The following is a 23792-nucleotide window of genomic DNA, read 5'->3' as shown; positions in this document are numbered from 1 at the left end:
ACGTGTTCTCCCGCTAGGACCGCTCGAGCGCCCCGGAATGTGACATGGGCGGTGTCTTCGCAGGTCACGGCCGTTGTCAGTGGCGGGGTGCAGCATGGGGGGCATGGCGAGGAGAGCGGCGGGCGGTACGGGAGTGAAGGGGGCGCGGCGGCCCGAGCTGCGGCTGCCCGCGCTGGAGCGGTTCGAGGGGGGCGGGCTGGAGCCGGACGGGGACTACGACGGACTGGACTTCCGGGAGGCGGACCTGTCCGGGCAGGACGGGGGCGGTGCCCGGTTCATGGACTGTGCGCTGACCGGGTGCGCGCTGGACGAGACGCGGCTGTCCCGGGCACGGATCCTGGACTCGGTGCTCGCCGGTGTCCGGGGGGTGGGCACCGGGCTCGCGGAGGCGACACTGCGCGACGTCGAGCTGACCGACGCGCGGCTCGGCGGCACGCAGCTGCACGGGGCGGTGCTGGAGCGGGTGCTGATCCGGGGCGGGAAGATCGACTTCCTGAATCTGCGCGCGGCCCGGCTCAGAGACGTCGTCTTCGAGGGCTGTGTGCTGGTCGAGCCGGACTTCGGCGGGGCCCGGCTGGAGCGGGTGGAGTTCGTGGACTGCGCGCTGAAGGGCGTGGATCTCACCGGGGCCACGCTGACGGACGTCGATCTGCGGGGGGCGGCGTCGCTGGAGATCGCGGGGGGTGTGGACCGGCTGGCGGGGGCGGTGATCAGCACGGGGCAACTGCTGGATCTGGCACCGGTGCTGGCCGGTCAGCTGGGGATCAGGGTGGAGGGGTGAGGGGCGCGGTGCCGTGGAGACCGGTCAGGTGACGCGGGGATAGCGGGCCTGGAGGGTCCAGATCGCCGGGTTCTCACCGAGGTCGTCGTGCAGGTCGACCAGGTCGGCGATCAGATCGTGCAGGAAGTCCCGGGCCTCGCGGCGGAGTTCGGCGTGGGAGAAGGTCAGCGGGGGCTCGGCGGCGGGCAGCCATTCCGCCTCGATGTCCACCCAGCCGAAGCGGCGCTCGAAGAGCAGGCGGTCGGTCGACTCGGTGAAGTCCAGCTCCGCGTGCTGCGGGCGGGAGGCGCGGGAGCCGGCCGGGTCCCGGTCGACGCGCTCCACGATGTCGCACAGCGCCCACGCGAAGTCGAGCACCGGCACCCATCCCCAGGCTGTGGAGATCTCCCGGTCCGACTCCGTGTCGGCGAGGTAGACGTCACCGCAGAACAGGTCGTGGCGCAGGGCGTGGACGTCCGCGCGGCGGTAGTCGGTCTGCGGGGGGTCGGGGAAACGGTTGGAGAGCGCGTAGCCGATGTCGAGCACGGGGGTGATGGTGTCACGGCAGCGGGAGAGCCCGCTCACGGCAGCAGGCGGCGCTCCTTCGCGACCGCCACCGCTCCCGCCCGCGTGTCCACGCCGAGCTTGTCGTAGATGCGGCGCAGGTGCGTCTTCACCGTGGCCTCGCTGATGAACAGGGCGCGGGCGATGTCCCGGTTGCCGAGGCCACGGGCGAGCTGGGCCAGGATGTCGCGTTCCCGGTCGGTGAGGGTGGGCCGGGGGCGGCGCAGGTTCGCCATCACCCGGCCGGCGACCGGAGCGGACAGGGCGGTGCGGCCTTCGGCGGCGGCGTGGATGGCGGCGAACAGCTCGTCGGGCCGCTCGGCCTTGAGGAGATAACCGGTGGCGCCGGCCTCGATGGCACGGGTGATGTCGGCGTCGGTGTCGTAGGTGGTCAGCACCAGGACGTGCGGGGAGGCGCCGGAAGGGGTGTGTTCGGCCGAGGTGAGACGGCGGGTGGTCTCCACGCCGTCGATGCCCTCGCCCAGCTGGAGATCCATCAGGACCACGTCCGGCGTGAGCTTCGCCGCGAGCGCGAGCGCCTCCTCGCCGGTGCCGGCCTCGCCGACCACCTCGATGTCCGGGGCGCTGTCGAGCAGGGCGAGCAGCCCGGCGCGTACGACGGCGTGGTCGTCACAGACCAGGATGCGCACCGCGGTCGTGCGGCGGCCGGAGGCCGAGCGGTCGGGGGTCATGGGTGCGCCTCCAGGGGGACGGCCGCGGACAGGACGGTGCCCTCGCCGGGCGCGGACTCGACGGTCAGGGTGCCACCGAGCGCGCGCAGCCGCGCCCGCATGGCGGGCAGCCCGTGGCCGCGGGAGCCGCCCGGGGCGTCGGGCAGGGCGGCGGGGTCGAAGCCGTGGCCGTCGTCGGCGACGTCCAGGACGACCTCGTCGTCGAGGACGGTGAGGGTGAGGGTGGCGCTGTGCGCGGCGGCGTGTTCGCGGACGTTGGCCAGGGCGCCCTGGGCGATGCGCAGCAGCGCGGACTGGACACGGTCCGGCAGCAGGGGCAGCCGTCCGTCGCCGTCGACGTGCACCCGTACGGTCAGGTCCGTGCCGGACTCCCGCGCGGCCAGCGCGCGCAGCGCTTCCTCGAGGCCGCCGCCGCGGGCGAGGTCGGCGGGCGCCAGGTCGTGCACGAAGCGCCGGGCCTCGGCGAGGTTGTGCTCGGCGACCGAGGCGGCGGTGCGGACATGCGCGCGGGCCTTGTCCGGCTCGGTGTCCCACACCCGGTCCGCGGCCTGGAGCAGCATGCGCTGGCTGGACAGGCCCTGGGCGAGGGTGTCGTGGATCTCCATGGACAGCCGCTGGCGTTCGGCGAGGGTGCCCTCGCGACGCTCGGAGGCGGCGAGTTCCCGGCGGGTGCGGATCAGGTCGTCGATGAGCAGACGCTGGCGGGCGGTGTGCCGTTCCATCTGCAGGAACACGGCGGTGGCGAGCGCGGCGACGGCGGGCGGCGCCAGCACCAGATTGGGGTCGAAACGCCCGGCGAGCTGCACCTGCGCGGCCACCACGAACGCCGTCAGCACGGCCACCAGGACGAGGGCGGCGCGGGCCGGGAGGGTCCGCAGCCCGGTGTAGAACAGGGGCACCGCGCACCAGGCGAAGCTGGGCGCCAGCACGACCAGCACCATCCACACGACGACGACCAGGGCGAGCCAGGCGGCGCGTCGCGGGGCGGTCCGCGACCCGGCGGCGGCCGTCCCCGGGCCGAGCAGATGCAGCGCCGCGAGGACGACGCACAGGGCGATGATCCACGGGGTGCGGGGCTCGCCGGGATGGCGCAGCAGGAAGCGGGCGAGCGCCCCGCCGAGCAGCAGGAAGAACGCCGCGTGCATCACGGCACCGAGCCACCGGGTGTCCACGGCGGCCGGCTCGTACGACCGGTCTCGCATGCCGGGTGCGCCTCCCTTCAGGGCCGGTCCAGCGGCGCGGCGCTCGGTGCGGGGGCGCTGAACTGGGCAAACACCTCCATTGTCGCCGTGCGAGGGAACGGGAGGGTCAACCGATCGGATGACCGCCGTGTCGTCCGTCGAGGGGCGGGGGCGCAGCCGGAACGCCGACGGTGAAGGCCCCGGTCCGGGCGGAGGGTGGACAGCGGACAGAACGGGGCGGCACCGGGCCGCCCGCCGATCATCCGAGGAGTCCCCGCATGGCTGCCGAGAAGCCCGCCCACAAGAAGTCGTCCCGCCGCGCCCGCATCGCCACCGGGGGCGCCGTGCTCGCCGCCGTCGCCCTCGGAGGGTTCGGTGCGGTGTCCGCCAACGCGTCGGCGCCGGACGCGTCCCCCAAGGCCGCAGCGGCGGCTTCGGCCGCTTCGGCCTCCGTGCCGGACCGGGCCACCACCACCTCCACCCACCTGACCATCGACGCCGCGACGCGTGCCGCGCAGGCGGCGCTCGACGCTGCGGAGAAGGAGAACCAGCGGGTGACGGTCGCCGTGGTCGACCGATACGGCAACACCGTCGTCACCCTGCGCGGTGACGGCGCCGGCCCGCAGTCGTACGCGTCCGCGGAGCGCAAGGCGTACACGGCGGTGTCCTGGAACGCGCCGACGTCGGAGCTGGCGAAGCGGCTGGAGCAGGCGCCGAATCTGAAGGACATCCCGGGCACGCTGTTCCTGGGCGGCGGTGTGCCGGTGACCGCGGGGAACGCGCCGATCGCCGGGATCGGTGTGGCGGGGGCGCCGTCCGGGGCGCTGGACGAGAAGTTCGCGCAGGCCGGGGCCGAGGCCGTGGCGCGGCGCTGAGCTGAGCGGCGCCCCTGAAGGGGCGCTGTCCTGCCGCGTCCTTCATAGGATCACGGAGCCTTCATAGGATCACGGAGTGCGTGCTCACCGGTCCCTTGTCGCCGTACTTGTCCTGCTCGCCGCATGTGGCGGCGGGGTCGACGGCACACCCGGTGCGGCAGGTGTACGCGACCCGTACTTCCCCAAAGCCGGCAACGGTGGCTACGACGTCGCGCACTACGACCTCGACCTGGCCTACGAGCCGCGCACCCGTCACCTCTCCGGCACCGCGACCCTCACCGCCCGCGCCACGCAGGACCTCTCCGCGCTGAACCTCGACCTCGAGGGACTGGACGTCGGGCGCGTCACGGTCGACGGGGCCGAGGCCCGCTGGAACCGTGCCGGGCAGGAGCTGACCGTGCGTCCGCGGGACGAGGTGGAGCGGGACCGGACCTTCCGGCTGACCGTCCGTTACTCCGGCACCCCGCTCACCCTCACCGACCCGGACGGCGCCGAGGAGGGCTGGCTGCCCACGGCGGACGGGGCGCTGGCGCTGGGGGAGCCGGTCGGGTCCATGGCGTGGTTCCCCGGCAGCCACCACCCCTCCGACAAGGCGACGTACGCCGTCTCCGTGACCGTGCCGGAGGGGCTGCGGGCGGTGTCCAACGGGGAGCCCGCCGGGCAGGAGACCAGGAGCGGCCGTACGACGTGGAGGTGGCGTGCCGGCGAGCCGATGGCGAGCTATCTCGCCACCGTCGCGATCGGCAGGTACGACATCGCCCGCACCAGGACCGCCGACGGGCTGCCCGTCCTCACGGCCGTCGACCTGGAGCAGCGGGAGGTGAGCCGGGGCGCCCTGGCCGAGCTGCCGCGCGTACTGGACTGGGCCGAGCGGAGGTTCGGCCCGTATCCGTTCTCCACGGCGGGCGCGATCGTCGAGCGGCCGGAGGATTCCGGGTACGCGCTGGAGACCCAGACCCGCCCCGTCTTCCCCGGCGCCCCGGACACCGGCCTCCTCGTCCACGAGCTCGCCCACCAGTGGTACGGCAACTCCGTCACCCCGAGGTCCTGGCGGGACATGTGGCTGAACGAGGGCTTCGCCACCTACGCGGAGTGGCTGTGGCGGGAGGACCACGGCGGCGACACCGCCCAGCAGACCTTCGACGCGCTGTACGCGGGCGAGCACTTCGCCGACGCCGAGTCGGACGAGGCCCTGTGGTCCTTCCCGCCCGCCGACCCGCCCGACGCGGCCCACATCTCCGACCTGCCCGTCTACTGGCGCGGCGCGATGGTGTTGCACAAGGTCCGGCAGACAGTGGGCGACGCCGCGTTCTTCGGGCTGCTCCGCGGCTGGGCCGCCACTCACCGGCACGGCACCGCGGACACCGCCGACTTCACCGCCTACGTCGAGCGCCGGGCCCCGGACCACGACTTCACCGCGATCTGGTCGCAGTGGCTGCACGGCGACGGGAAGCCGCCGCACCCCTGAGCCGCTCACGTCACGCGCGGCGTTCGAGGTCCTGGCGTATCGACGCGCGGGCCGCCCACACCGCCTTCCCGTACCGGAGACGGTGTTCCTGGAGCTCCGGGGAGTCGAGCGAGGGCTGCCCGGAGGCGAACACCTCCAGCAGGTCACGCAGGCCCTCGTAGACGCGCTCGATCACGTCCGACATCTCCTGCGGGGCGCACAGCAGCGCCGACTCGCGCACCTCGTCGCAGCCCGACGCCCGGAACGCCTCGCGTACGGCGGCGTCGCGCGCCTCCGGATCGCCCCGGTGGCGCACGGCGACCGTGTACATGTCCTCGTAGGCCTGCCGGTACTTCGTCAGGCAGGTCACGTAGATCTCCCGGCGCTCCTGCCGGTTCCGCTCGGTCAGTTCCCGGCGCCAGCGCGCGCGGTCGGCGAGCAGCGTCGCCCCGACACCGACCACCGCGCCAAGTCCCGTACCGGCCAAGGTCATCCAGTCCACGCGGACATGGTGCCCGTTCGGCGGTCCGCGAGCACCTTGCGCAACACGGCGCAGGGGCGGCCCAGTCGGCGGTCCTCGCGGTGGTCGACGATCTCGTAGCCGGGGGCCGTCCAGAAGGCCAGGGCCCTCGGGTTGTTCTCGAGGACGGCGAGGCGTCCGGGTCGGCCGGGTCGGGGTGGTGGGCGAGGGTGATCGCGATGCCGGCCGGCCGCCCGGCGTCCCGCGCGAGCAGCACTCCGCGTCCGGGTGCGCCGGCTCCTCGGCCGGCGCGGACGCCACCTGCTCCGGGCGGATGTCCCCGGGGTCCGGGAAGTCGCCGCTGAGCTCCTGGAAGGCGCGGTCGGAGGAGTAGAGGGCGGTGAGCTCGGCGAGGAGCGGGGCCGGACGCGCCGGAGCCCCCGGCCGGGAAGGGCAGGGGGCTCCGGTCGGGCACGTCCTGGTGCGGGCGTGCGTCAGACGTTCACGCCGAAGTCCTGGGCGATGCCGACCAGGCCCGAGGCGTAGCCCTGGCCGACGGCGCGGAACTTCCACTCGGCGCCGTTGCGGTAGAGCTCGCCGAAGACCATGGCGGTCTCGGTCGCGGCGTCCTCCGACAGGTCGTAGCGGGCGATCTCGGTGCCGCCGGCCTGGTTGATGATGCGGATGTAGGCGTTGCGCACCTGGCCGAAGTTCTGGTTGCGGTTCTCGGCGTCGTAGATCGAGACCGGGAAGACGACCTTCTCGACGTCGGCCGGGAGGGCGGCGAGATTGACGTTGATCGCCTCGTCGTCGCCGGCGCCCTCACCCGTGCGGTTGTCACCGGTGTGGACGATGGTGTTGTCCGGCGTCTGCTTGTTGTTGAAGAAGACGAAGTGGGCGTCCGAGTAGACCTTCCCCTGAGGGTTGACCGCGATCGCCGACGCGTCGAGGTCGAAGTCCGTGCCGGTGGTGGTACGGACGTCCCAGCCGAGGCCCACGGTGACGGCCGTCAGGCCCGGTGCCTCCTTGGTGAGCGAGACGTTGCCACCCTTGGACAGGCTTACAGCCATTGTTGGGAGTTCCTTCCCTCGTTTGCGTACGGCTAGAAGCTACAGCTACCTCCTTGAACGCGGAGAGGGGTACGCGAGGTTCCAGCTCCTTTACTTTCTTTACCTGCGATATTCGAGTGACGTGGACCGGTCACGGGCGGGACCATGGACGGCATGTCCGGTCCGTATGTCATCCGTGGCTCCGTCTGTCTGCCCGAGGCGGAGCTCCTGTGGCGTTTCTCGCGGTCGTCGGGGCCCGGGGGACAGCACGTGAACACCAGCGACTCGCAGGTCGAGCTGCGCTTCGACCTCGCCCGCACCGAGGCGCTACCCGAGGTGTGGAAGCAGCGTGCGCTGGAGCGGCTGGCCGGCCGGCTGACCGGCGGTGTCCTCACCGTCCGGGCCTCCGAGCACCGCTCCCAGTGGCGCAACCGCGAGACGGCCGCGGTGCGCCTCGCGGCGCTGCTCGCCGAGGCCACCGCCCCTCCGCCCAAGCCCCGCAAGCCGACCCGCATCCCGCGCGGCATCAACGAACGGCGGCTGCGGGAGAAGAAACAGCGCGCGGAGACCAAGCGGGGCCGCTCGGCACGCGACTGGACCTGACCCCGCGAGCCCGGTCCTGCGAGCCCGGGTCCTGCGAGCCCGCTCCCGCCAGCCCGGTCCGCGGGCCGGGCACGTTCAGCCCAGCGCGCGGCTGGAGTGACCCCGCGAGCCTGCTTCCGCGAGCGTGACCTCGCGAGCGTGACCCCGCCAGCCCAGTCCCGCGGGCCGGGCACGCTCAGCCCAGCGCGCGGCTGGAGCGGGCCCCGTGAGCCTGGCTCCGCGAGCCCGGCCCCGCGAGCGCGACCCCGCGAGCCCGGTCCCGCGGGCCGGGCTCGCTCAGCCCAGGTCCAGTACCCCCACCGTCTCCCCCTCCACGACCTCCCCGTTCGGGCGGAAACCGAGGCCCAGGTAGAAGTCCTCGGGCCCGTGCTCCTCGGGGTGCCAGGTGACGTAGAACTCCTTGGTGCCGCGGCGGCGGAGTTCCGCGGCGACCGATTCGACGGCGAAACGGCCGTATCCCTTGCCCTGCTCCCCGGCCGCGATGTTCAGCCGCCACAGGCCCGAGCGGATGACACTGCCACCGTCCTCGTACCAGTCGATGTCGAGGAAGGCCATCAGGAAGCCGACCGCGCGGTCGCCGTCCATGATCAGGCGGGGCCAGGCCGCGTCCGGGTGGACGTACGCCTCGGCGAGGGACTTCACCACCGGGGCGACCGCGAATTCCTGCTCGGGCCGGACGCGTATGCCGAGCGCGGCGTCCAGGTTCTTCGGGGTGATCTGTTCGAGGCGGGGCGAGGTGGTCGTCACGCCGGGCAGGGTAGGTGCGAAAAACCCGGCGGTAAAAGGAATTTCGCGACCGGGAACGGAAAAGCGCGGACGGATCTCAGCCCAACTGCCGGTAACGGCCCCGGAAATACGTCAGCGGCCCGCCCTCCGCGCTCGGCACGTCCGCCGCCAGCACCCGCCCGATCACCAGCGTGTGGTCCCCGGCGGTCACCCGCTGCTCGGTGCGGCACTCCAGGGTCGCCAGGGCGCCGCCCACCAGAGGCGCCCCGGTGTACTCGCCCCGTACGTACGGGATGTCCTCGAAGAGCAGCCGGTCGCTGATGCGGCCCTTCATCGCGAAGCGGCCGGCGATGTGCCGCTGGCTCTCGGAGAGCACGGAGACCGCCCACAGCGGCTGCTCCTCGAGCAGCTCGTCCATGCGGGACCCCTCGCGCAGGCTGACCAGCACCAGGGGCGGGTCCAGGGACACCGACAGGAACGCGGTCGCCGTCATGCCGACGTCCTCGCCGGCCGGTGCCCGCGGGTCGTCGGGATCCAGCGGCGGCTCCTTCGCGGTCACCAGGACCACGCCGGAGGCCAGCCGGGACATGGCGGCGCGGAACTCGTCGTTGCTCACCCCCTCAGCATGCCGGGCGGCGGGCGGAGCGGTGATCGTGGACTGCACGGAGGGAGTGTCGGGCACGCCGGAAACGCTAGTCTCCGCTCCATGGCCACCGCATCGGACCTCTGCCCGAGCGGGGACCTAGGACCAGCGGCCGAGCGGGACCGCCGGACAGCCCCCCGTCCGGCCCGCCGTCCGGCACCGGACACCCACAACCGCCACAAAATCCACCCTCGGTAAACGCACGCGGAAACGCGGAAAGACCCCGCAATTGTTCATGTTTAGCTGTGACTTGAGTCACAAGGGGGAGGAATTGTTGACCCTGTGTACCGAGTGGGCAGCGCGCTGTGATTCAGTGGCGGGGAAGCTGCCAGGACGATACGCCGATGAGCACCCTTGATTCGCCACGAGGTCTCGGGGGGAGGGCGAGCATGGAGACCGAGTCGGAGCCCTACGTCCGCCTTGCGTCCCTGCGACAACTGCACCAGGTCATGGCCGACATGAACACGGCCCGCAGCCTGGCGGACACGTTGCAGACCGTCGCCGACGGCGTCGTGAACGCCCTCGGGTACGAGCTGGCCTGCGTCAATCTCGTACGCCCCGACGGCGATCTCGTGGTCGCCGCCTTCTCCGGCAACCCGGCGGCCGAGGCGCTCATCACCGGCCGGGTCGGCTCCCGCGCGTCCTGGGACCGCCGCCTGTCCATGGGCGAACGCTGGGGCGACCTGATCTTCATACCGCACACCGAGGGCTGGGTCCTCGACGACGACGACGTCCCCCAGTGGTACACCGACGGGCCCGCGCCCCGCTTCGAGGACGAGTGGCACCCCTCCGACCGCCTCTTCGCCCCGATGTACGCGCCCGGCCCGCAGGGCGCCGGCGCCTCCGGCGAGCTGGTCGGCGTGCTCTCCGTGGACCGCCCGCGCAACGGCCGCCGGCCCGGCGCCTGGGGCCGCGAGGCGCTCCAGATGTACGCCTTCCAGGCCGCCATCGCGATCAGCAACGCGCGTCTGCGGGCCAACATGCAGCGCGCCCTGGTCCGCCTCGAGCGCGAGCAGCAGGCCCTGCGCGCCAGTGAGGAGAGCTTCCGGCAGGCCTTCGAGTACGCCCCCTCCGGCATGGCCATCGCCGAGATGGGCGGCGACCAGCACGGGCGGATCCTCAGGACCAACGACGCGCTGTGCCGCCTGCTGGGCCGCCCCGCCTCCGCGATGCGCCGCTACTCCTTCTCCGACCTCGTGCACCCCGAGGACATAGGCACCCTGCTCCGCACCTCCGCCGAGGGCGGTCGCGCCGAGCTGCGCCTCGGCCGCCGCGACGGCACGTACGTCTGGGTCTCCCTGCGCAACTCCGTCGTCGCCGACGCCGCCGACGGCCCCCGCTTCCTGCTCACCCACGTCGAGGACATCGAGGAGCGCAAGCGCCGGGAGCTCCAGCTCGCCCACCGCGCCTCCCACGACTCCCTCACCGGCCTGCCGAACTCCGCCGAGCTGCGCGCCCGGCTCTCCGCGCGCCTGTGCCGGCAGCGCCCGCAGCCGACGCTGCCCGCCGCGGTCGGCTCCGCCATGGCCCCCTACGAGTCCTTCGACTCGCTGGACTCCTCGCTGGACGCCGCCTACGGCCCGCCCGACTTCGACCGGGGCCACGACTTCGACTTCCCGCCCGGCGCGGACGAGTACGACGGCTACGACCACCATGTGCACACCGTCGCCCCCGCCGGGGACCGCGACGACGGCACCAAGGGGCTCGCGGTGCTGTTCTGCGACCTCGACGGCTTCAAGTCGATCAACGACCGGTTCGGGCACAACGCCGGCGACGCCGTGCTCATCGAGGTCGCCCGCCGGCTCAGCAACGGCGTCCGGGACGGCGACACCGTGGCCCGGCTCGGCGGCGACGAGTTCGTGATCCTCGCCGACGGGCTCGGCCGGGCCGACGCCCAGGACCTCGCGGTGCGGCTGCGCAACGAGATCATCCAGCCCATCCGGGCCGAGGGCCGGGCCGTCCGGGTCGGGGCCAGCTTCGGCATCGGCTGGGCGCACTGCGGCATGACGGCCGACGAAGTGCTGAAGTCCGCTGACGAACGGATGTACGTCGAGAAACGATCTCGTCCCAAACAGCACCGGCGCGCGGGATGAACCGCAGGTCAGTGGGTTGATGCGGTCTGAGTCACCCGTTTGGGCGCGGGGAAACGGGTAGGCTCGCCATCCTCACCACCCGCATCCGCACCCGATCCGCAGCTAGGAGCACCAAGGGATGACGCCCGGCAACAGCGGCGCGAGCACGCCCGAGGACGACGACCCGTTCGGCTACCTCTACGCCGACGGCCAGGCCAACGGGGCCCAGCCGCCGTCCGGTGGCTACGGCTACCCGAACTCGGTCAACCGCGTGCGGGCGGTCGGCACACGCCAGTACGGCCAGCAGGGCGGCGGCCCCGCCGCGCAGATACCGCAACAGCAGGGCACCTACGGCCAGCCCAACCCGCACTACGCGGCCCCGGAGACCCTGCCGGGCGGCGCCGCCCCCACGGTGCACTCCCCGCAGCCCGCCCACGGCGGCGGCCGCGGCCGCGGCCCCAACACCAAGGGCCTGCTGATCGGCGCGATCGCGGTGGTCGCGGCGGTCGTCATCGGCATCGGGGTCGCCATGATCGGCGGCGACGAGGACAAGGGCGGCAACCAGGCCGACGCCACCCCGACCCAGTCCCAGAGCTCGGAACCGAGCCCTTCGGCGAGCGAGAGCGGCAAGACCGAGGCCGACCTGCCCGAGATCGACGCGAAGGCCCTCCGCCTGGAGGGCGGCCCCGTCACGGCCTCGGACATCAAGGGGTCGAAGGCTGACGGCGGCGTCTACGTCGCGGGCTTCAACAAGGTGGGCGCCAAGGTCGTCTGGACCGTCAGCGGTATCGAGAAGGCCGGCACATACCGCTTCTACGTCCGCTACGGCATCCCCGGAGTGGACGCCAACGCGACCGTGGTGGTCAACGGCAAGGCGCAGTCCCGGCCGCTGAACATGCAGAACTTCGGCAAGCAGCCCGAAGGCGACTGGGAAAAGGGCTGGCAGACCACCTGGGCCAACGTGAACCTGACCGAGGGCACGAACACCATCGAGCTCGTCTGCAACGAGGGCAACCAGTGCAACGCCAACCTCGACCAGTTCTGGCTCACGGAGGAACCGCCGAGCTGATCCGACGAAGCAGCCGTGGCCGCGAGGAGCGTGCGGCCACGGCTGCTGTGTTTCCTGCGGAGTCATCGCCCGGGGTACGTCATCCCCGGACGGCCATGCTCTTCACGGGCCAAGGACCGCGTAGTGGCCGGCAAGGACAACGGCTGCTACCCGCGCAGCGGCCGGACGGGTCTCCAACCAGAGCAACAAGCTCATCACGCTCTACAAGGACGCTTCCTGCTACGGCAGTCACTTCGACATCAAGCCGCCGCTCGCGCACTTGGCCGCGGCGGGGTGTGATGCGGTCGTCGGTCATCCTTTCGATCTTGCCGTGGAAGGGCAAGCTGGATACCGGACGCCTCACCGCAGGCGTCGGCCGTTCTCAGGCCGCGCTCGCCTCCCTGGTCACCGCCACCCTCTCCAACAGGTCCTCGTAGACCTCCTGGTCGAACTCGCCCGCCACCGGGGACACGACCGTCGCCGCCGAGAGGGCGACCGCACGGGCCAGGCGGGTCGGCCACGGGAGGTGTTCGACCAGGCCCGAGAGCAGGCCCGCGACCGCCGAGTCGCCGGCGCCGGTCGGGTTGCCGTGGAGGTGTGCGGGGGGTGCCGCGCGCCAGTGGCCGTCCGGGGTCACCGCCAGCAGGCCCTGCGGGCCCAGGGACGCGACCACCGTGCCCGCGCCCCTCCTGCGGGCGTCCTGGGTGGCGCGCAACGGCTCGTGGGAGCCGGTGAGTTCGGCCAGTTCCTCGGCGTTGGGCTTCAGGATGTCGGGCCGCCCGGCCACCCCACGGCGCAGCGCCGCTCCGCTGGTGTCCAGCAGGGACGGAACCCCGGCCGCGCGGGCCGTGCGGATCAGGCCCGCGTACGCGCCCACCGGGACCCCCGGCGGCAGGCTGCCGCACAGGGCGACCGCCGAGGCGGAGGGGAGGAGGGTCTCGTACGCCTCCTGGAAGGCCGACCACTCGGCCGCCGTGATGGTCGGTCCCGGTTCGTTCAGCTGGGTCGTGCCGCCCGAGGTCTCGTCGACCACGGCCGTCGTACGGCGCGTCGTGCCGGAGATCGGGACCAGCGCGTCCGTCAGGGTCGGGACACGCAGCAGGTGGTCGCGCAGGACCTGTCCCGTCGTACCGCCCGCGAAACCGGTCACCGTCACCTCGTGCCCGAGCGCCGCCAGCACCCGTGCCACGTTGATGCCCTTGCCGCCCGGACGTTCCGTCACCTCGGAGACGCGGTGGGAGTGGTGCGGCCGAAGGGACGGTACGCGATAGGTGATGTCGAGCGCCGTGTTCAGCGTGACCGTGAGGATCACCGGGACGACCTCCCCCTGTTGCTGCGCCTGCCGTGGGCCCCGGAGACACGATCATGCCAAAGAGAGAGCGGTCGGCCCACCCCTCGGACCGGCCACCGTCCCGCCCGGTCCTCGGGACTGATCAGCCCAGTTGGGGATCGACCACCCATTCACCCCGGCGCATCACGCCCTTCAGTGCGAACTCCGCGTCCAGGACCACCAGGTCCGCGTCCTTCCCGGGCTCGAGGGAACCGATCCGGTCGTCCAGGCCGAGCAGCCGGGCCGGGGTGGCGGAGATCGCCGTGACGACGTCCTCGACGGGCAGCCGGTCCACGGTCACCGCTCGCTGGAAGGCACGGTCCAGGGTGAGGGTGGAGCCCGCGATCGAGCCGCCCTCCACCAGCCGGGCCACACCGTCCGCGACCTCGACCTCCATCGAACCCAGCATGTAGCGGCCGTCACCGAAGCCGGCCGCGTCCATCGCGTCGGTGATGAAGGCGACCCGGGCGGCGCCCGCGTGGTGGAAGGCCAGCTGGAGGGCGGCCGGATGCAGATGGGTGCCGTCGTTGATCAGCTCGACCGTGACCCGCTCGTCCTCCAGCAGCGCGGTGATCGGGCCCGGGGCGCGGTGGCCTACCGGCGGCATGGCGTTGAACAGGTGGGTGGCCACGGTCGCGCCCGCCTCGATGGCCTCGACGGTCTGCTCGTACGTGGCGTCCGTATGCCCGACGGCCGCGATCACCCCGTGGTCGGCGAGCAGCCGTACGGAGTCCAGGCCGCCCGGCAGTTCGGTGGCCAGCGTCATCATGCGGGCGTGGCCGTGTGCCGCGTCGATCAGCTTGCGGACCTCGGCCGGGTCGGGATCCCGCAGCAGTTCCTCGTCGTGCGCGCCCTTGCGGCACGGGGAGATGAACGGCCCCTCGAAGTGGATGCCGGCGATGTCCCCCTGCTGGGCCAGCTCCGCCAGCATCCCGGCGTGCCGGGCGAGGAAGTCCAGGTCACCGGTGACGGCGGAGGCGACCACCGTGGTGGTGCCGTGCCCGCGGTGGGTGTGCACGCCCTTGAGGACGTCCTCGGGGGTGCCGCCGGCGAAGGACGCGCCGCCGCCCCCGTGGTTGTGGATGTCCACGAACCCGGGGACGAGCCAGTGGCCGGACAGATCGATCGTCTCGGCGTTCTCGGGGGCCGTGTCCGCGATCCGCGTGCCCTCGACGATCACGCGGCCGTCGTCCACGGTCCCGGTGGGCAGGACCACCCGGGCACCGGTGAGAACCTTGGTGGGGGCCATCAGGTGGTTACCTCCGAGGGGTCAGTGGTGGTGAGGAGATCCCAGGCGAGGAGTCCCGCGCCCAGGCATCCGGCGGTGTCCCCGAGGGCCGCGGGGACCAGGGACGGCAGCTTCTGGAAGGTGACCCGCCGCCGGACGGCGTCCCGCAGCGGTGTGAACAAGGTTTCTCCTGCTTCGGCGAGCCCGCCACCGATGATCAGGGTGCGCGGGTCCAGCAGGGTGAGGGCGGTGACCAGCCCGTCGGCGAGGGCCTCGACCGCCTCCCGCCACACCTCACGGGCGCGTTCGTCCCCGGACTCGACGGCCTTGGCGCAGTCGGCCGCGTCCGCGTCCGGGTCCCCGCAGGCCGCCGCCCATGCCTCGCTCACGGCACCGGCGGAGGCGTACCGCTCCAGGCAGCCGCGCTGCCCGCAGGGACAGGCGGCCCCCGCGGGTCGTACGACGATGTGTCCGATCTCGCCCGCGAAGCCGTGCGCGCCCGCCTCGATCCGGCCGTCGATGCCGATGGCGCCGGCGATGCCGGTGCCCAGCGGCACGAACAGGTACCGGTCCGCGCCCCGCCCCGCCCCGACCCGGCCCTCGGCGAGCCCGCCGGTCCGCACGTCGTGGCCGAGGGCGACGGGCACGCCGCCGAGCCGCTCGGCGAGCAGCGCGCGCAGCGGCACGTCGCGCCAGCCGAGGTTGGCGGAGTAGACCGCGATGCCGAGCGCGTCGTCCACGATGCCGGGGACGGCGACGCCGGCGGCGGACGCGGGCACGCCGTAGCGGTCGATACCGTGCGCGCGCAGATCGGCGGCGAAGCCGAGGATGTCCGCGACGACCGCTTCCGGGCCGCGTTCGCGCCCGGTGGCCCGGCGGGCCTGGTGCAGCAGCTCGCCGCCCGCCCCGACCAGAGCGGCCTTCATCCCGGTGCCGCCCACGTCGAGGGCGATGACATGTTTCACGGGAAACAGTGTGGCCCGGGGACCCGGGAGAGGTCTAGTCCACTCACGTGGTGTAGACCATAATCCGACTATCGAAAAGTTTCGGATGGCGCGGGGCGCCAGGTTTGGGGCGACAGCAGTGCAGCGGCGGGTCAGGACGAGGACGATCGCGGTGGTGTCCGCACTGGGACTGACGGGGGTCCTCGGCGGATGCGGCGCCGGCGCCGGCTCCTCCGACGTCACCCTGCGGCTGGTCGCGGCCGACTACGGCACGTCGGCCGCCAACAGCTCCAGGAAGTACTGGGCCGAGCTGGTCGACGAGTACGAGGCCGGCCACCCCGGCGTGAAGATCGACGTCAGCGTGTACTCGTGGAACGACGTCGACCGCAAGGTCAAGGAGATGGTCGACGCGGGCGACCCGCCGGACATGGCCCAGATCGGCGCGTACGCCGACTACGCCGCCGACGGCCTCCTCTACAAGGCGGACGAACTGCTCTCCATCCCCGTCCAGGCCGACTTCGTCTCCCAGCTGGCCGAGGCCGGCCGGGTCAACGGCGTGCAGTACGGGATGCCGTTCGCCTCCTCCACGCGCGTGCTGTTCTACAACAAGGAGCTCTTCGCGGACGCGGGCATCACCCCGCCGCAGACCTGGGAGGAGCTCGCGGCCGACGCCGAGGCGCTCAAGGCCGACGGCGTGAAGTACCCCTACGCCCTGCCTCTCGGGCCCGAGGAGGCACAGGCCGAGACCATGCAGTGGCTGCTCAGCGGCAAGGGCGGCTACACCGACAGCATGGGCACCTACGCCATCGACTCCGCGCCGAACGTGAAGACCTTCACCTGGCTGAAGGACGAGCTGGTCGGCAAGGGCCTGACCGGTCCCGTCGCCCCGGGGAAGCTGAACCGGGCCGACGCCTTCGCGGCGTTCGCCGCGGGTGACGTCGGCATGCTCAACGGCCATCCCTCCCTGATGGCGATGGCCGGGAAGAAGGGCGTGAAGTACGGCATGGTGCCGACGCCCGGGGTGGACGGCGAGAGCCCCGCCACGCTCGGCGTCGCCGACTGGATGATGGCCTTCAAGAAGCACGGCCACCGCGACGAGATCGGTGACTTCCTCGACTTCGTCTACGGCGAGAAGCAGGTGCTCGACTTCTCCCGCGACTACAACCTGCTGCCGGTCACCACGTCCGCGTCCCGGACGATGGCCGGCGCCGAGCGGGACAAGCACCTGCGGCCGTTCCTCGACCAGCTGGTGACGTCCGAGCTCTACCCGGTCGGCAACACCTCCTGGGCGGCGGTCAACGCGGCCGTCAAGGAGCAGATCGGCAAGGCGGTCACCCCCGACGGCAGCCCCACGGACGTCCTGACCCGGCTCCAGACGACGGCGACCCGGGCGGAGAGCGCCCAGTAGCGCTCGCGGGCACGGCCGGGGCGTTGTCAGTGGCAGGGGCTACGGTGCAGAGCATGGACGAGGAACCGTCGGCCGAGCGGCAGGGCCTGGGCAGCCGCGAGCGGAACATCCTCGCGCTGGAACGCCGCGTCTTCCCCGGCCCCGGCGCGAAGGAACGCGCGATACGCGAGGAGCTGGGCCTGCCCCCCGTCCGCTACTACCAGCTCCTCAACGCCCTCCTCGACGATCCCCGCGCCCTGGCCCACGACCCGGTGACCGTGAACCGCCTGCGCCGTGTCCGGGACAGACGCCGCGCGGAGCGCTGACCCGGGGTTCAGCCGATCCGCTCCGCCAGCCCCCGCAGCAGTCCGACGACCCCCTCGGGGCCGTCGACCACGACGTCCGCGCGTTCCCTGAGTTCCGTCACCTCGTCGCTGCCGCTGCACACCAGCAGACCGGGGACGCCGTCGGAGCGGAGTTTTTCGACGGCGGCGAAGGCGGACAGGTCGCCCAGGTCGTCACCGGCGTAGAGGACGGACTCGGCGCCGATCTCGCGGGCGTACTCCAGCAGGGCGACGCCCTTGTCCATGCCCGGCGGGCGCAGTTCGAGCACCATCCGGCCGGGCTCGACGATCAGCCCGTGCCGCGAGGCCAGCTCGCTCAGTGGGTCCCGCAGCGCCTCGAACGCGGCCTGCGGATCGGCGGCCCGCCGCGTGTGCACGGCCACCGCCCGCCCCTTCTCCTCGATCCAGGTCCCCTGCCAGGCACCCACCCGGTCCAGCAGCCCCGGCAGCTCCTCACGGGCGGCGGCCACCCCGGGATGCGGGGCGGGCGCGGTGACACTGCCGGTGCGGGCGTCCCAGCGTTCGGCACCGTAATGCCCGAGGACGACCAGGTGTTCCAGTCCGCTCACCCCGGCGAAGCCCCCGTACCGCACCGCGACCCCGGGCGCCCGCCCGGTGATCACGGCCACGGAGGCCACCTTCGGCGCCAGCGCGGCCAGCGCCGGCACGGCCCCGGGATGCGCCCGCGCCTGCTCGGGATCGGCCACGATCGGCGCGAGTGTCCCGTCGAAGTCAAGCCCGACCAAGGCCTTCCCGGGCCGCGCGAGAAGCCCCTCCAGCCCTTCCCGTCCGGCCCGGCCGACGGACCTCACCAGCGAGTCGATCGCTCCCGCGGAATCCCCATGACTGCCCATACGCCCAACCTATCCACGCCCCCGCCCCGGCACGCATGCCTGATCGGCCACACAGGGTCAGGCCCGCAAGGCGTTCAGCTGGTCCAGGAACCACTGGGCCGGGGGGAGGGCGGTGGCTGCTGCGGTGAGGTGCTTGCAGCGTTCCGCCCGCTCCTCCGGAGGCATCGTCAGGGCCTCGTGGAGGGCCTGGGAGGTGGCGGAGATGTCGTAGGGGTTGACCGTGATCGCGTACTCGCCGAGCTCCTCGTGGGCGCCCGCCTCGCGGGACAGGACCAGGGCGCAGCCGTGGTCGGAGACCACCGGGATCTCCTTGGCGACCAGGTTCATGCCGTCGCGGATCGGGTTGACCAGCGCCACGTCCGCCATGCGGTACGCGGCCAGCGAGCGGGCGAAGTCGTCCTTGACGTGCAGCACGACGGGGCGCCAGCCCTCGGTGCCGTACTGCTCGTTGATCTCCTCGGCGAGCCGCTGCACCTCGGCGGTGTAGTCGCGGTACACGGCGAGATCCTGCCGGGAGGGGTAGGCGAAGGCGACGTGCACGACGCGTTCGTGCCACTCGGGGCGGTCCGCCAGGAGCTGCCGGTAGGCCAGCAGCCCGCGCACGATGTTCTTCGACAGCTCGGTGCGGTCCACCCGGACGATCGTGCGGCGGCCCTCCCCGATCTCGCGCCGCAGACCGGCCATGCGCTCCTCGACGTCCGCCTCGTGGGCGCGGGCCCGCAGGAAGTCGGCGTCGGCGCCCAGGCCGTGCACACCGATCCGGGTGTCCCCGACACCGCCCACGAAGCGCTCGCAGCACGCCGTGAACGCGTCCGCCCAGCGCCGGGTGAGGAAGCCCAGCCGGTCGGCGCCCAGCATGCCGCGCAGCACCTGGCCCGCGATGTCGTCGGGCAGCATCCGGAAGTACTCGGGCGGCGCCCACGGCGTGTGCGAGAAGTGCCCGATGCGCAGATCGGGGCGCAGCTCGCGGAGCATGCCGGGGACGAGGGTCAGGTGGTAGTCCTGCACCACCACCGCCGCGCCCTGCGCCGCCTCCTGGGCCAGCGCGTCCGCGAAGGCCCGGTTGTAGGTCTCGTACGACGCCCACTGCCGCCGGAACTCCGCGTCGAAGACCGGCTCCAGAGGAGTCTGGTACAGCATGTGGTGCACGAACCACAGCACCGAGTTGGCGATCCCGTTGTACGCGTCCGCGTGCACCTCGGCCGGGATGTCCAGCATCCGCACGCCGTCCTCGCCGACCCCGCGCCGCACGGCCTCCCGGTCGCCGTCGGACAGCGCCGAGCACACCCACAGCGCCCCCGCGTCCGGCCCGATCGCCGACAGCCCGGACACCAGCCCGCCGCCGCCCCGCTTGGCCCGCAACGAACCGTCGTCGTCCACCACGTACGAAACGGGCCCCCGATTCGAGGCCACCAGCACCTGAGCTGCACCGAACGTCGAAGCCATAAGCCTCAACCTAGCCCGGCCCACAACCGCTCAAACGTACGCATCGGCCGTATACGAACCTCAGGCCACCCTGCGCGCCTGGTACTCCGCGATCTCCGTCATGGGCGGCCGTTCCTCCGTGTCCACCGAGTACGTGCGCGGCTCGAAGTTGTCCCCGGAGCGCTCGAACTGTGTCAGCGCGGGGCGGATCAGATGGCCGCGGGCCAGGCGCAGCTGGGCGGTGCGGTAGATCGCGGCGGACATCCGGCCGAGCGCCTGACCGTCCTGGTGACGGTGCTTGCGCGCGCCCACGTCCACCTGCGCGAGCGCGTCCAGACCCACCAGGTGCAGGGCGTCGACCAGCATGCCCAGCTCGACGCCGTAGCCGACGGGGAAGGGCAGCTGCTCCAGCAGGGAGCGGCGGGCCGCGTACTCGCCGCCCAGCGGCTGCACGAAGCCGGCCAGCTGCGGCCAGTGCATGTTCAGCAGCGGCCGGGCCATCAGCTCCGTCACCCGGCCGCCCTGACCGGCGGCGGCGCCCAGCGGCCGGTCGTACATGGCCTTCACCAGCTGCACGTCCGGCTCGGTGAGCAGCGGGCCGACGATGCCGGAGACGAAGTCGGAGGAGAAGTCCTTCAGGTCGGCGTCGACGAAGCAGACGATGTCGCCGCGCGTGACCAGCAGCGAACGCCACAGCACCTCGCCCTTGCCGGGCACGGCGGGCAGCCGGGGCAGGATCTCGTCCCGGTGCACCACGGTCGCGCCCGCCGCGGCCGCCACCTCGGCCGTACGGTCCGTCGAGCCGGAGTCCACGACCACGATCTCGTCCACGAGAGGGGTCTGGAGCACCAGGTCGTGACGGATGACGGACACGATGTCGCCGACCGTCTCCTCCTCGTTCAGCGCGGGCAGCACCACACTCACCGACTGCCCGGTGGCCCGCTTGGCGGCCAGGATCCGGTGCAGCGGACGGTCGGACACGGACCAGGAGCGGTCGATCAGCCAGCGCTCGACTTCTTCCAGCACGATCGGCGGCTCCTCACTGGTCTGTGATCCATCTCGCGGTACGGACGGCTATCTCAAGTGTCCTGGCCGTCGGTTACAGTCTTGAACAACGCGCGTGACCATCGCATGCCGGGGTCGCCGCGCGGACGACGTTCCGCGACAACTGAAGAACACAACTGAAAACCGCTCATCCAGAGGGGCAGAGGGATACGGCCCGATGAAGCCCCGGCAACCCTCCAGTCGGTTCTTGTCACACAGACGTGGCGAGGCTCCCGGCTAGGGAAGGTGCCAAATCCGTCTCACGGCGAGATGCGTCGTGAGGAAGATGAGGAGAAAGGGCCTCGCCTCACATGGCTGTGCAGACTGTTGCAAGCACCACCGAGTCCACCGTCGATCTCGGTCCCGCCGCCGCGCTGAGCTGTCGCGAATGCGGCCACCGCGTGCCCCTCGGCCCGGTCTTCGCGTGCGAGGAGTGTTTCGGCCCGCTGGAGATCGCATACGACTTCTCGGCCTATGACACCGAGGAACTCCGGCGGCGCATCGAGGCGGGCCCCGCGAACATCTGGCGCTACGCGCCGCTGCTGCCCGTCCCCGCGGACGTGGCGACCAAGCCGAACCTCAACCCCGGCTGGACCAAGCTCGTCAAGGCCGACAACCTCGCCCGCGAACTCGGCGTCACCGGCGGCCTGTATGTGAAGGACGACTCCGGCAACCCGACGCACTCCTTCAAGGACCGTGTCGTCGCCCAGGCCCTCGAGGCCGCCCGTGCCTTCGGCTTCACCACCCTGTCCTGCTCCTCCACCGGCAACCTCGCCGGCGCGGTGGGCGCCGCCGCGGCCCGCGCCGGCTTCCGCTCCTGCGTGTTCATCCCGCACGACCTGGAGCAGGGCAAGGTCGTCATGGCCGCCGTCTACGGCGGTGACCTCGTCGGCATCGAGGGCAACTACGACGACGTGAACCGCTTCTGCTCCGAGCTGATCGGCGACCCGGCGGGCGAGGGCTGGGGCTTCGTCAACGTCAACCTGCGGCCGTACTACGCGGAGGGCTCCAAGACGCTCGCGTACGAGATCTGCGAGCAGCTGGGCTGGCGGCTGCCGGACCAGATCGTCGTGCCGATCGCCTCCGGCTCGCAGCTCACGAAGATCGACAAGGGTCTGCAGGAGCTGATCAAGCTGGGCCTCGTCGAGGACAAGCCGTACAAGATCTTCGGTGCGCAGGCCGAGGGGTGCTCGCCCGTGTCGACCGCGTACAAGGCGGGGCACGACGTCGTCCGCCCGCAGAAGCCGAACACGATCGCCAAGTCGCTGGCGATCGGCAACCCGGCGGACGGTCCGTACGTCCTGGACATCGCGCGCCGCACCGGCGGTGCTGTGGAGGATGTGACGGACGAGCAGGTCGTGGATGCGATCAAGGTGCTCGCGCGGACCGAGGGGATCTTCGCGGAGACCGCCGGTGGGGTGACGGTGGGTGTCACCAGGAAGCTCATCGAGAACGGTGTGCTGGATCCGTCGAAGACCACCGTGGTGCTCAACACCGGGGATGGTCTCAAGACGCTGGATGCGGTGGCCGGGACGGGGCTGACGGCGACGATTCGGCCGAGTCTTGAGTCGTTCCGTGAGGCTGGGCTCGCGTAGGAGTCGCTTGTCGTTCGTCTGCGGGCCGCATGTGGCTGGTCGCGCCCACGCGGCGGTAGCCGCACATTCGATACAGCCCCGCGCCCCTGGGGTAAGTCACCTGACCGGAGGTTTGAAGTGAGCGTTACTGTCCGCATCCCCACCATCCTGCGCACCTACACGGGTGGCCAGGCGGAGGTCTCCGCCGAAGGTGCCACCCTCGCCGAGGTCATCGAGGACCTGGAGAAGAACCACACCGGGATCGCTGCCCGTGTCCTTGACGATCAGGGAAAGCTGCGCCGGTTCGTGAACGTCTACGTCAATGACGACGACGTGCGCTTCGAGCAGGGGCTGGAGACGGCCACCCCGGACGGTGCCGGCGTCTCCATCATCCCGGCCGTCGCGGGCGGCTGACCGAGGCTGATCATTACCGTCGGTAACATCGATTACCGAGTGTTCATCGTGTTGCCCCCTCCGTGAGAGATGCGGAGGGGGCAATTCCATGGGATTGAGCGCGGTAGAGTTGGGGAACGCGCTCCTGATCCGCTGATCGGAAACCCTGAATTCCTGCCGTACGTCCGACTGGATACGGCCAAAGTGCGAGCCTTTTTCGCGGCATTTGCGGCATTTATGCGGTCCGACTTGCCCCGAATTCGGGTGAATTCTCACCACATTCCGGACCGGTGTCGTCCAGAATTCTCGTCCGATTGACCTGTTGCAGACGGCAGTTGGACAGATACATTCAGCCGCGGTCGACGCGTTCCGGCGCACGCCCCCAACCGTTGGGGGGTGAGGTCTGACCCGGATCCGCGAAGTGTGGATCTGTGCAAGGGCCAGTAATAGGGGAGTTAGGCATGGCTCAGGGCACCGTCAAGTGGTTCAACGCGGAGAAGGGGTACGGCTTCATCGCGGTCGACGGTGGTGCGGATGTTTTCGTCCACTACAGCGCGATCCAGATGGACGGCTACCGCACCCTGGAAGAGGGCCAGCGGGTCGAGTTCGAGATCTCGCAGGGTCAGAAGGGCCCGCAGGCCGACATGGTTCGCGTGACCGCCTGAACGCGCTACCAGCCGAGAACTGCAAGAACTTCTGCTGACGAAGGGCTCGTACCTCCCGGGGTACGGGCCCTTCGCCGTGCCCGGAGCGCGGCCGGCACCCGGTGCACGCCCCTGTTCGCGCGGGGCTGAGCGCCCGTCCGAACCCCGGAGGGCGCTTGCACTCACCATGCCCGAGTGCTAATCATTGGCGTTAGCACTCTGAAGGTGAGAGTGACAGCGAAGGACCGGGTCGGTGAGGCCCGCAGGCCGGGTGGGGCAAGGAACCACGAGGCGTGCGAGCCGTCCGTCGCGGGCGCGGGCGCGGTCCGAAGGAATCACCCCCAGTCCTGGAGGGACCACTTCACATGGCCAAGATCATCGCGTTCGACGAGGAGGCGCGGCGCGGCCTCGAGCGCGGCATGAACCAGCTCGCGGACGCCGTCAAGGTGACGCTCGGCCCCAAGGGCCGCAACGTCGTCCTCGAGAAGAAGTGGGGCGCGCCCAC

At 71.8% G+C, this 23792-nt stretch carries 24 protein-coding genes, 1 pseudogene and 1 riboswitch; of the genes and pseudogenes, 11 read left to right on the top strand and 14 right to left on the bottom strand.

Annotated features, from left to right (window positions below):
* The first annotated feature begins 103 nt into the window (after positions 1 to 103).
* The gene (locus AB0412_RS26510; protein WP_366405081.1) at positions 104 to 781 is read left to right on the top strand and encodes a pentapeptide repeat-containing protein; all 678 of its coding nucleotides are present in this window, start codon (positions 104 to 106) and stop codon (positions 779 to 781) included.
* A 24-nt stretch (positions 782 to 805) separates the two neighbouring features.
* Here AB0412_RS26510 and AB0412_RS26505 read toward each other — a convergent pair whose 3' ends face one another.
* From AB0412_RS26505 to AB0412_RS26495, 3 genes are read right to left on the bottom strand one after another with little or no spacing between them, the layout of a single operon-like run.
* Positions 806 to 1306, bottom strand: coding sequence for a hypothetical protein (locus tag AB0412_RS26505; RefSeq protein ID WP_366405200.1), 501 nt, complete (start codon positions 1304 to 1306; stop codon positions 806 to 808).
* A 35-nt stretch (positions 1307 to 1341) separates the two neighbouring features.
* Positions 1342 to 2016: a response regulator transcription factor gene (locus AB0412_RS26500; RefSeq protein ID WP_366405080.1), complete on the bottom strand. Its 675-nt coding sequence runs from the start codon at positions 2014 to 2016 to the stop codon at positions 1342 to 1344.
* Entirely contained in the window at positions 2013 to 3218 is a 1206-nt protein-coding gene (locus AB0412_RS26495; protein ID WP_366405079.1) for a sensor histidine kinase, read from the bottom strand. Before AB0412_RS26495 ends, AB0412_RS26500 begins: the two co-directional genes overlap by 4 nt.
* A 257-nt stretch (positions 3219 to 3475) precedes the next feature.
* Here AB0412_RS26495 and AB0412_RS26490 point away from each other — a divergent pair, with 257 nt between their 5' ends.
* A complete protein-coding gene (locus AB0412_RS26490) occupies positions 3476 to 4072 on the top strand; it encodes a heme-binding protein (protein ID WP_366405078.1) in 597 nt (198 codons plus the stop codon).
* 76 nt (positions 4073 to 4148) lie between these two features.
* The gene (locus tag AB0412_RS26485; RefSeq protein ID WP_366405077.1) at positions 4149 to 5540 is read left to right on the top strand and encodes a M1 family metallopeptidase; all 1392 of its coding nucleotides are present in this window, start codon (positions 4149 to 4151) and stop codon (positions 5538 to 5540) included.
* A 10-nt stretch (positions 5541 to 5550) separates the two neighbouring features.
* On the opposite strand, the gene AB0412_RS26480 is transcribed toward AB0412_RS26485, so the two are convergent.
* From AB0412_RS26480 to AB0412_RS26470, 3 genes and pseudogenes are all read right to left on the bottom strand, one after another.
* Complete coding sequence (locus AB0412_RS26480; RefSeq protein ID WP_366405076.1) at positions 5551 to 6021, bottom strand: hypothetical protein; 471 nt, start codon at positions 6019 to 6021, stop codon at positions 5551 to 5553.
* A gap of 29 nt (positions 6022 to 6050) precedes the next feature.
* Positions 6051 to 6405 (bottom strand): annotated as a pseudogene (locus AB0412_RS26475) (GNAT family N-acetyltransferase); the annotation flags it as partial.
* 68 nt (positions 6406 to 6473) lie between these two features.
* Entirely contained in the window at positions 6474 to 7049 is a 576-nt protein-coding gene (locus AB0412_RS26470; RefSeq protein ID WP_260825064.1) for a TerD family protein, read from the bottom strand.
* A 144-nt stretch (positions 7050 to 7193) separates the two neighbouring features.
* On the opposite strand from AB0412_RS26470, the gene arfB reads away from it, so the two are divergent.
* On the top strand, positions 7194 to 7631 hold the full coding sequence (arfB, locus tag AB0412_RS26465; protein ID WP_366405075.1) for an alternative ribosome rescue aminoacyl-tRNA hydrolase ArfB: 438 nt from the start codon (positions 7194 to 7196) through the stop codon (positions 7629 to 7631).
* A gap of 276 nt (positions 7632 to 7907) precedes the next feature.
* On the opposite strand, the gene AB0412_RS26460 is transcribed toward arfB, so the two are convergent.
* Entirely contained in the window at positions 7908 to 8378 is a 471-nt protein-coding gene (locus AB0412_RS26460; RefSeq protein ID WP_366405074.1) for a GNAT family N-acetyltransferase, read from the bottom strand.
* Positions 8379 to 8454: 76 nt separating this feature from the next.
* Positions 8455 to 9039 (bottom strand): flavin reductase family protein, encoded by a 585-nt coding sequence (locus tag AB0412_RS26455; RefSeq protein ID WP_366405073.1) that lies wholly within the window; start codon positions 9037 to 9039, stop codon positions 8455 to 8457.
* Positions 9040 to 9389: 350 nt separating this feature from the next.
* On the opposite strand from AB0412_RS26455, the gene cdgB reads away from it, so the two are divergent.
* The gene (gene cdgB / locus AB0412_RS26450) at positions 9390 to 11093 is read left to right on the top strand and encodes a diguanylate cyclase CdgB (RefSeq protein WP_366405072.1); all 1704 of its coding nucleotides are present in this window, start codon (positions 9390 to 9392) and stop codon (positions 11091 to 11093) included.
* A 118-nt stretch (positions 11094 to 11211) separates the two neighbouring features.
* Positions 11212 to 12141, top strand: coding sequence for a carbohydrate-binding protein (locus AB0412_RS26445; protein WP_366405071.1), 930 nt, complete (start codon positions 11212 to 11214; stop codon positions 12139 to 12141).
* Positions 12142 to 12502: 361 nt separating this feature from the next.
* On the opposite strand, the gene AB0412_RS26440 is transcribed toward AB0412_RS26445, so the two are convergent.
* The 3 genes from AB0412_RS26440 to AB0412_RS26430 form a co-directional block, all read right to left on the bottom strand.
* Positions 12503 to 13432 carry a 1-phosphofructokinase family hexose kinase gene (locus tag AB0412_RS26440; RefSeq protein ID WP_366405070.1) on the bottom strand — a complete coding sequence of 310 codons (930 nt, stop codon included), beginning with the start codon at positions 13430 to 13432 and terminating at the stop codon, positions 12503 to 12505.
* Between the two features lie 121 nt (positions 13433 to 13553).
* Positions 13554 to 14699: an N-acetylglucosamine-6-phosphate deacetylase gene (gene nagA, locus AB0412_RS26435; protein WP_366405069.1), complete on the bottom strand. Its 1146-nt coding sequence runs from the start codon at positions 14697 to 14699 to the stop codon at positions 13554 to 13556.
* A complete protein-coding gene (locus AB0412_RS26430; protein WP_366405068.1) occupies positions 14699 to 15643 on the bottom strand; it encodes an ROK family protein in 945 nt (314 codons plus the stop codon). Before AB0412_RS26430 ends, nagA begins: the two co-directional genes overlap by 1 nt.
* Positions 15644 to 15761: 118 nt before the next feature.
* Between AB0412_RS26430 and AB0412_RS26425 the strand changes: the two genes are divergently transcribed.
* Together AB0412_RS26425 and AB0412_RS26420 are read left to right on the top strand one after the other, a co-directional pair.
* Complete coding sequence (locus AB0412_RS26425) at positions 15762 to 17030, top strand: extracellular solute-binding protein (RefSeq protein WP_366405067.1); 1269 nt, start codon at positions 15762 to 15764, stop codon at positions 17028 to 17030.
* Positions 17031 to 17083: 53 nt separating this feature from the next.
* Complete coding sequence (locus AB0412_RS26420; protein ID WP_366405066.1) at positions 17084 to 17335, top strand: DUF3263 domain-containing protein; 252 nt, start codon at positions 17084 to 17086, stop codon at positions 17333 to 17335.
* An 8-nt stretch (positions 17336 to 17343) separates the two neighbouring features.
* On the opposite strand, the gene otsB is transcribed toward AB0412_RS26420, so the two are convergent.
* Genes otsB through AB0412_RS26405 form a run of 3 tightly spaced genes read right to left on the bottom strand, consistent with a single transcriptional unit; the run spans position 17344 to position 20658 of the window.
* Entirely contained in the window at positions 17344 to 18207 is an 864-nt protein-coding gene (gene otsB / locus AB0412_RS26415) for a trehalose-phosphatase (RefSeq protein ID WP_366405065.1), read from the bottom strand.
* A 57-nt stretch (positions 18208 to 18264) separates the two neighbouring features.
* Positions 18265 to 19653 (bottom strand): trehalose-6-phosphate synthase, encoded by a 1389-nt coding sequence (locus AB0412_RS26410; RefSeq protein WP_366405064.1) that lies wholly within the window; start codon positions 19651 to 19653, stop codon positions 18265 to 18267.
* A gap of 60 nt (positions 19654 to 19713) precedes the next feature.
* Positions 19714 to 20658, bottom strand: coding sequence for a glucosyl-3-phosphoglycerate synthase (locus AB0412_RS26405; protein ID WP_366405063.1), 945 nt, complete (start codon positions 20656 to 20658; stop codon positions 19714 to 19716).
* A 163-nt stretch (positions 20659 to 20821) separates the two neighbouring features.
* Positions 20822 to 20969, top strand: a riboswitch (SAM riboswitch).
* A gap of 18 nt (positions 20970 to 20987) precedes the next feature.
* Between AB0412_RS26405 and thrC the strand changes: the two genes are divergently transcribed.
* The 3 genes from thrC to AB0412_RS26390 all read left to right on the top strand — a co-directional run bounded on the left by thrC (position 20988) and on the right by AB0412_RS26390 (position 23308).
* A complete protein-coding gene (thrC, locus tag AB0412_RS26400) occupies positions 20988 to 22271 on the top strand; it encodes a threonine synthase (protein ID WP_366405062.1) in 1284 nt (427 codons plus the stop codon).
* Between the two features lie 117 nt (positions 22272 to 22388).
* The gene (locus AB0412_RS26395) at positions 22389 to 22664 is read left to right on the top strand and encodes a MoaD/ThiS family protein (RefSeq protein WP_061918629.1); all 276 of its coding nucleotides are present in this window, start codon (positions 22389 to 22391) and stop codon (positions 22662 to 22664) included.
* 440 nt (positions 22665 to 23104) lie between these two features.
* Positions 23105 to 23308 (top strand): cold-shock protein, encoded by a 204-nt coding sequence (locus AB0412_RS26390; protein ID WP_004986573.1) that lies wholly within the window; start codon positions 23105 to 23107, stop codon positions 23306 to 23308.
* Positions 23309 to 23792: the final 484 nt, after the last annotated feature.

Source organism: Streptomyces sp. NPDC052012, from assembly GCF_040689265.1.
Classification (GTDB): Bacteria; Actinomycetota; Actinomycetes; order Streptomycetales; family Streptomycetaceae; genus Streptomyces.
The sequence above is the reverse complement of the archived record's forward strand: the minus strand, read 5'-3'. Positions and strand labels throughout refer to the sequence as shown.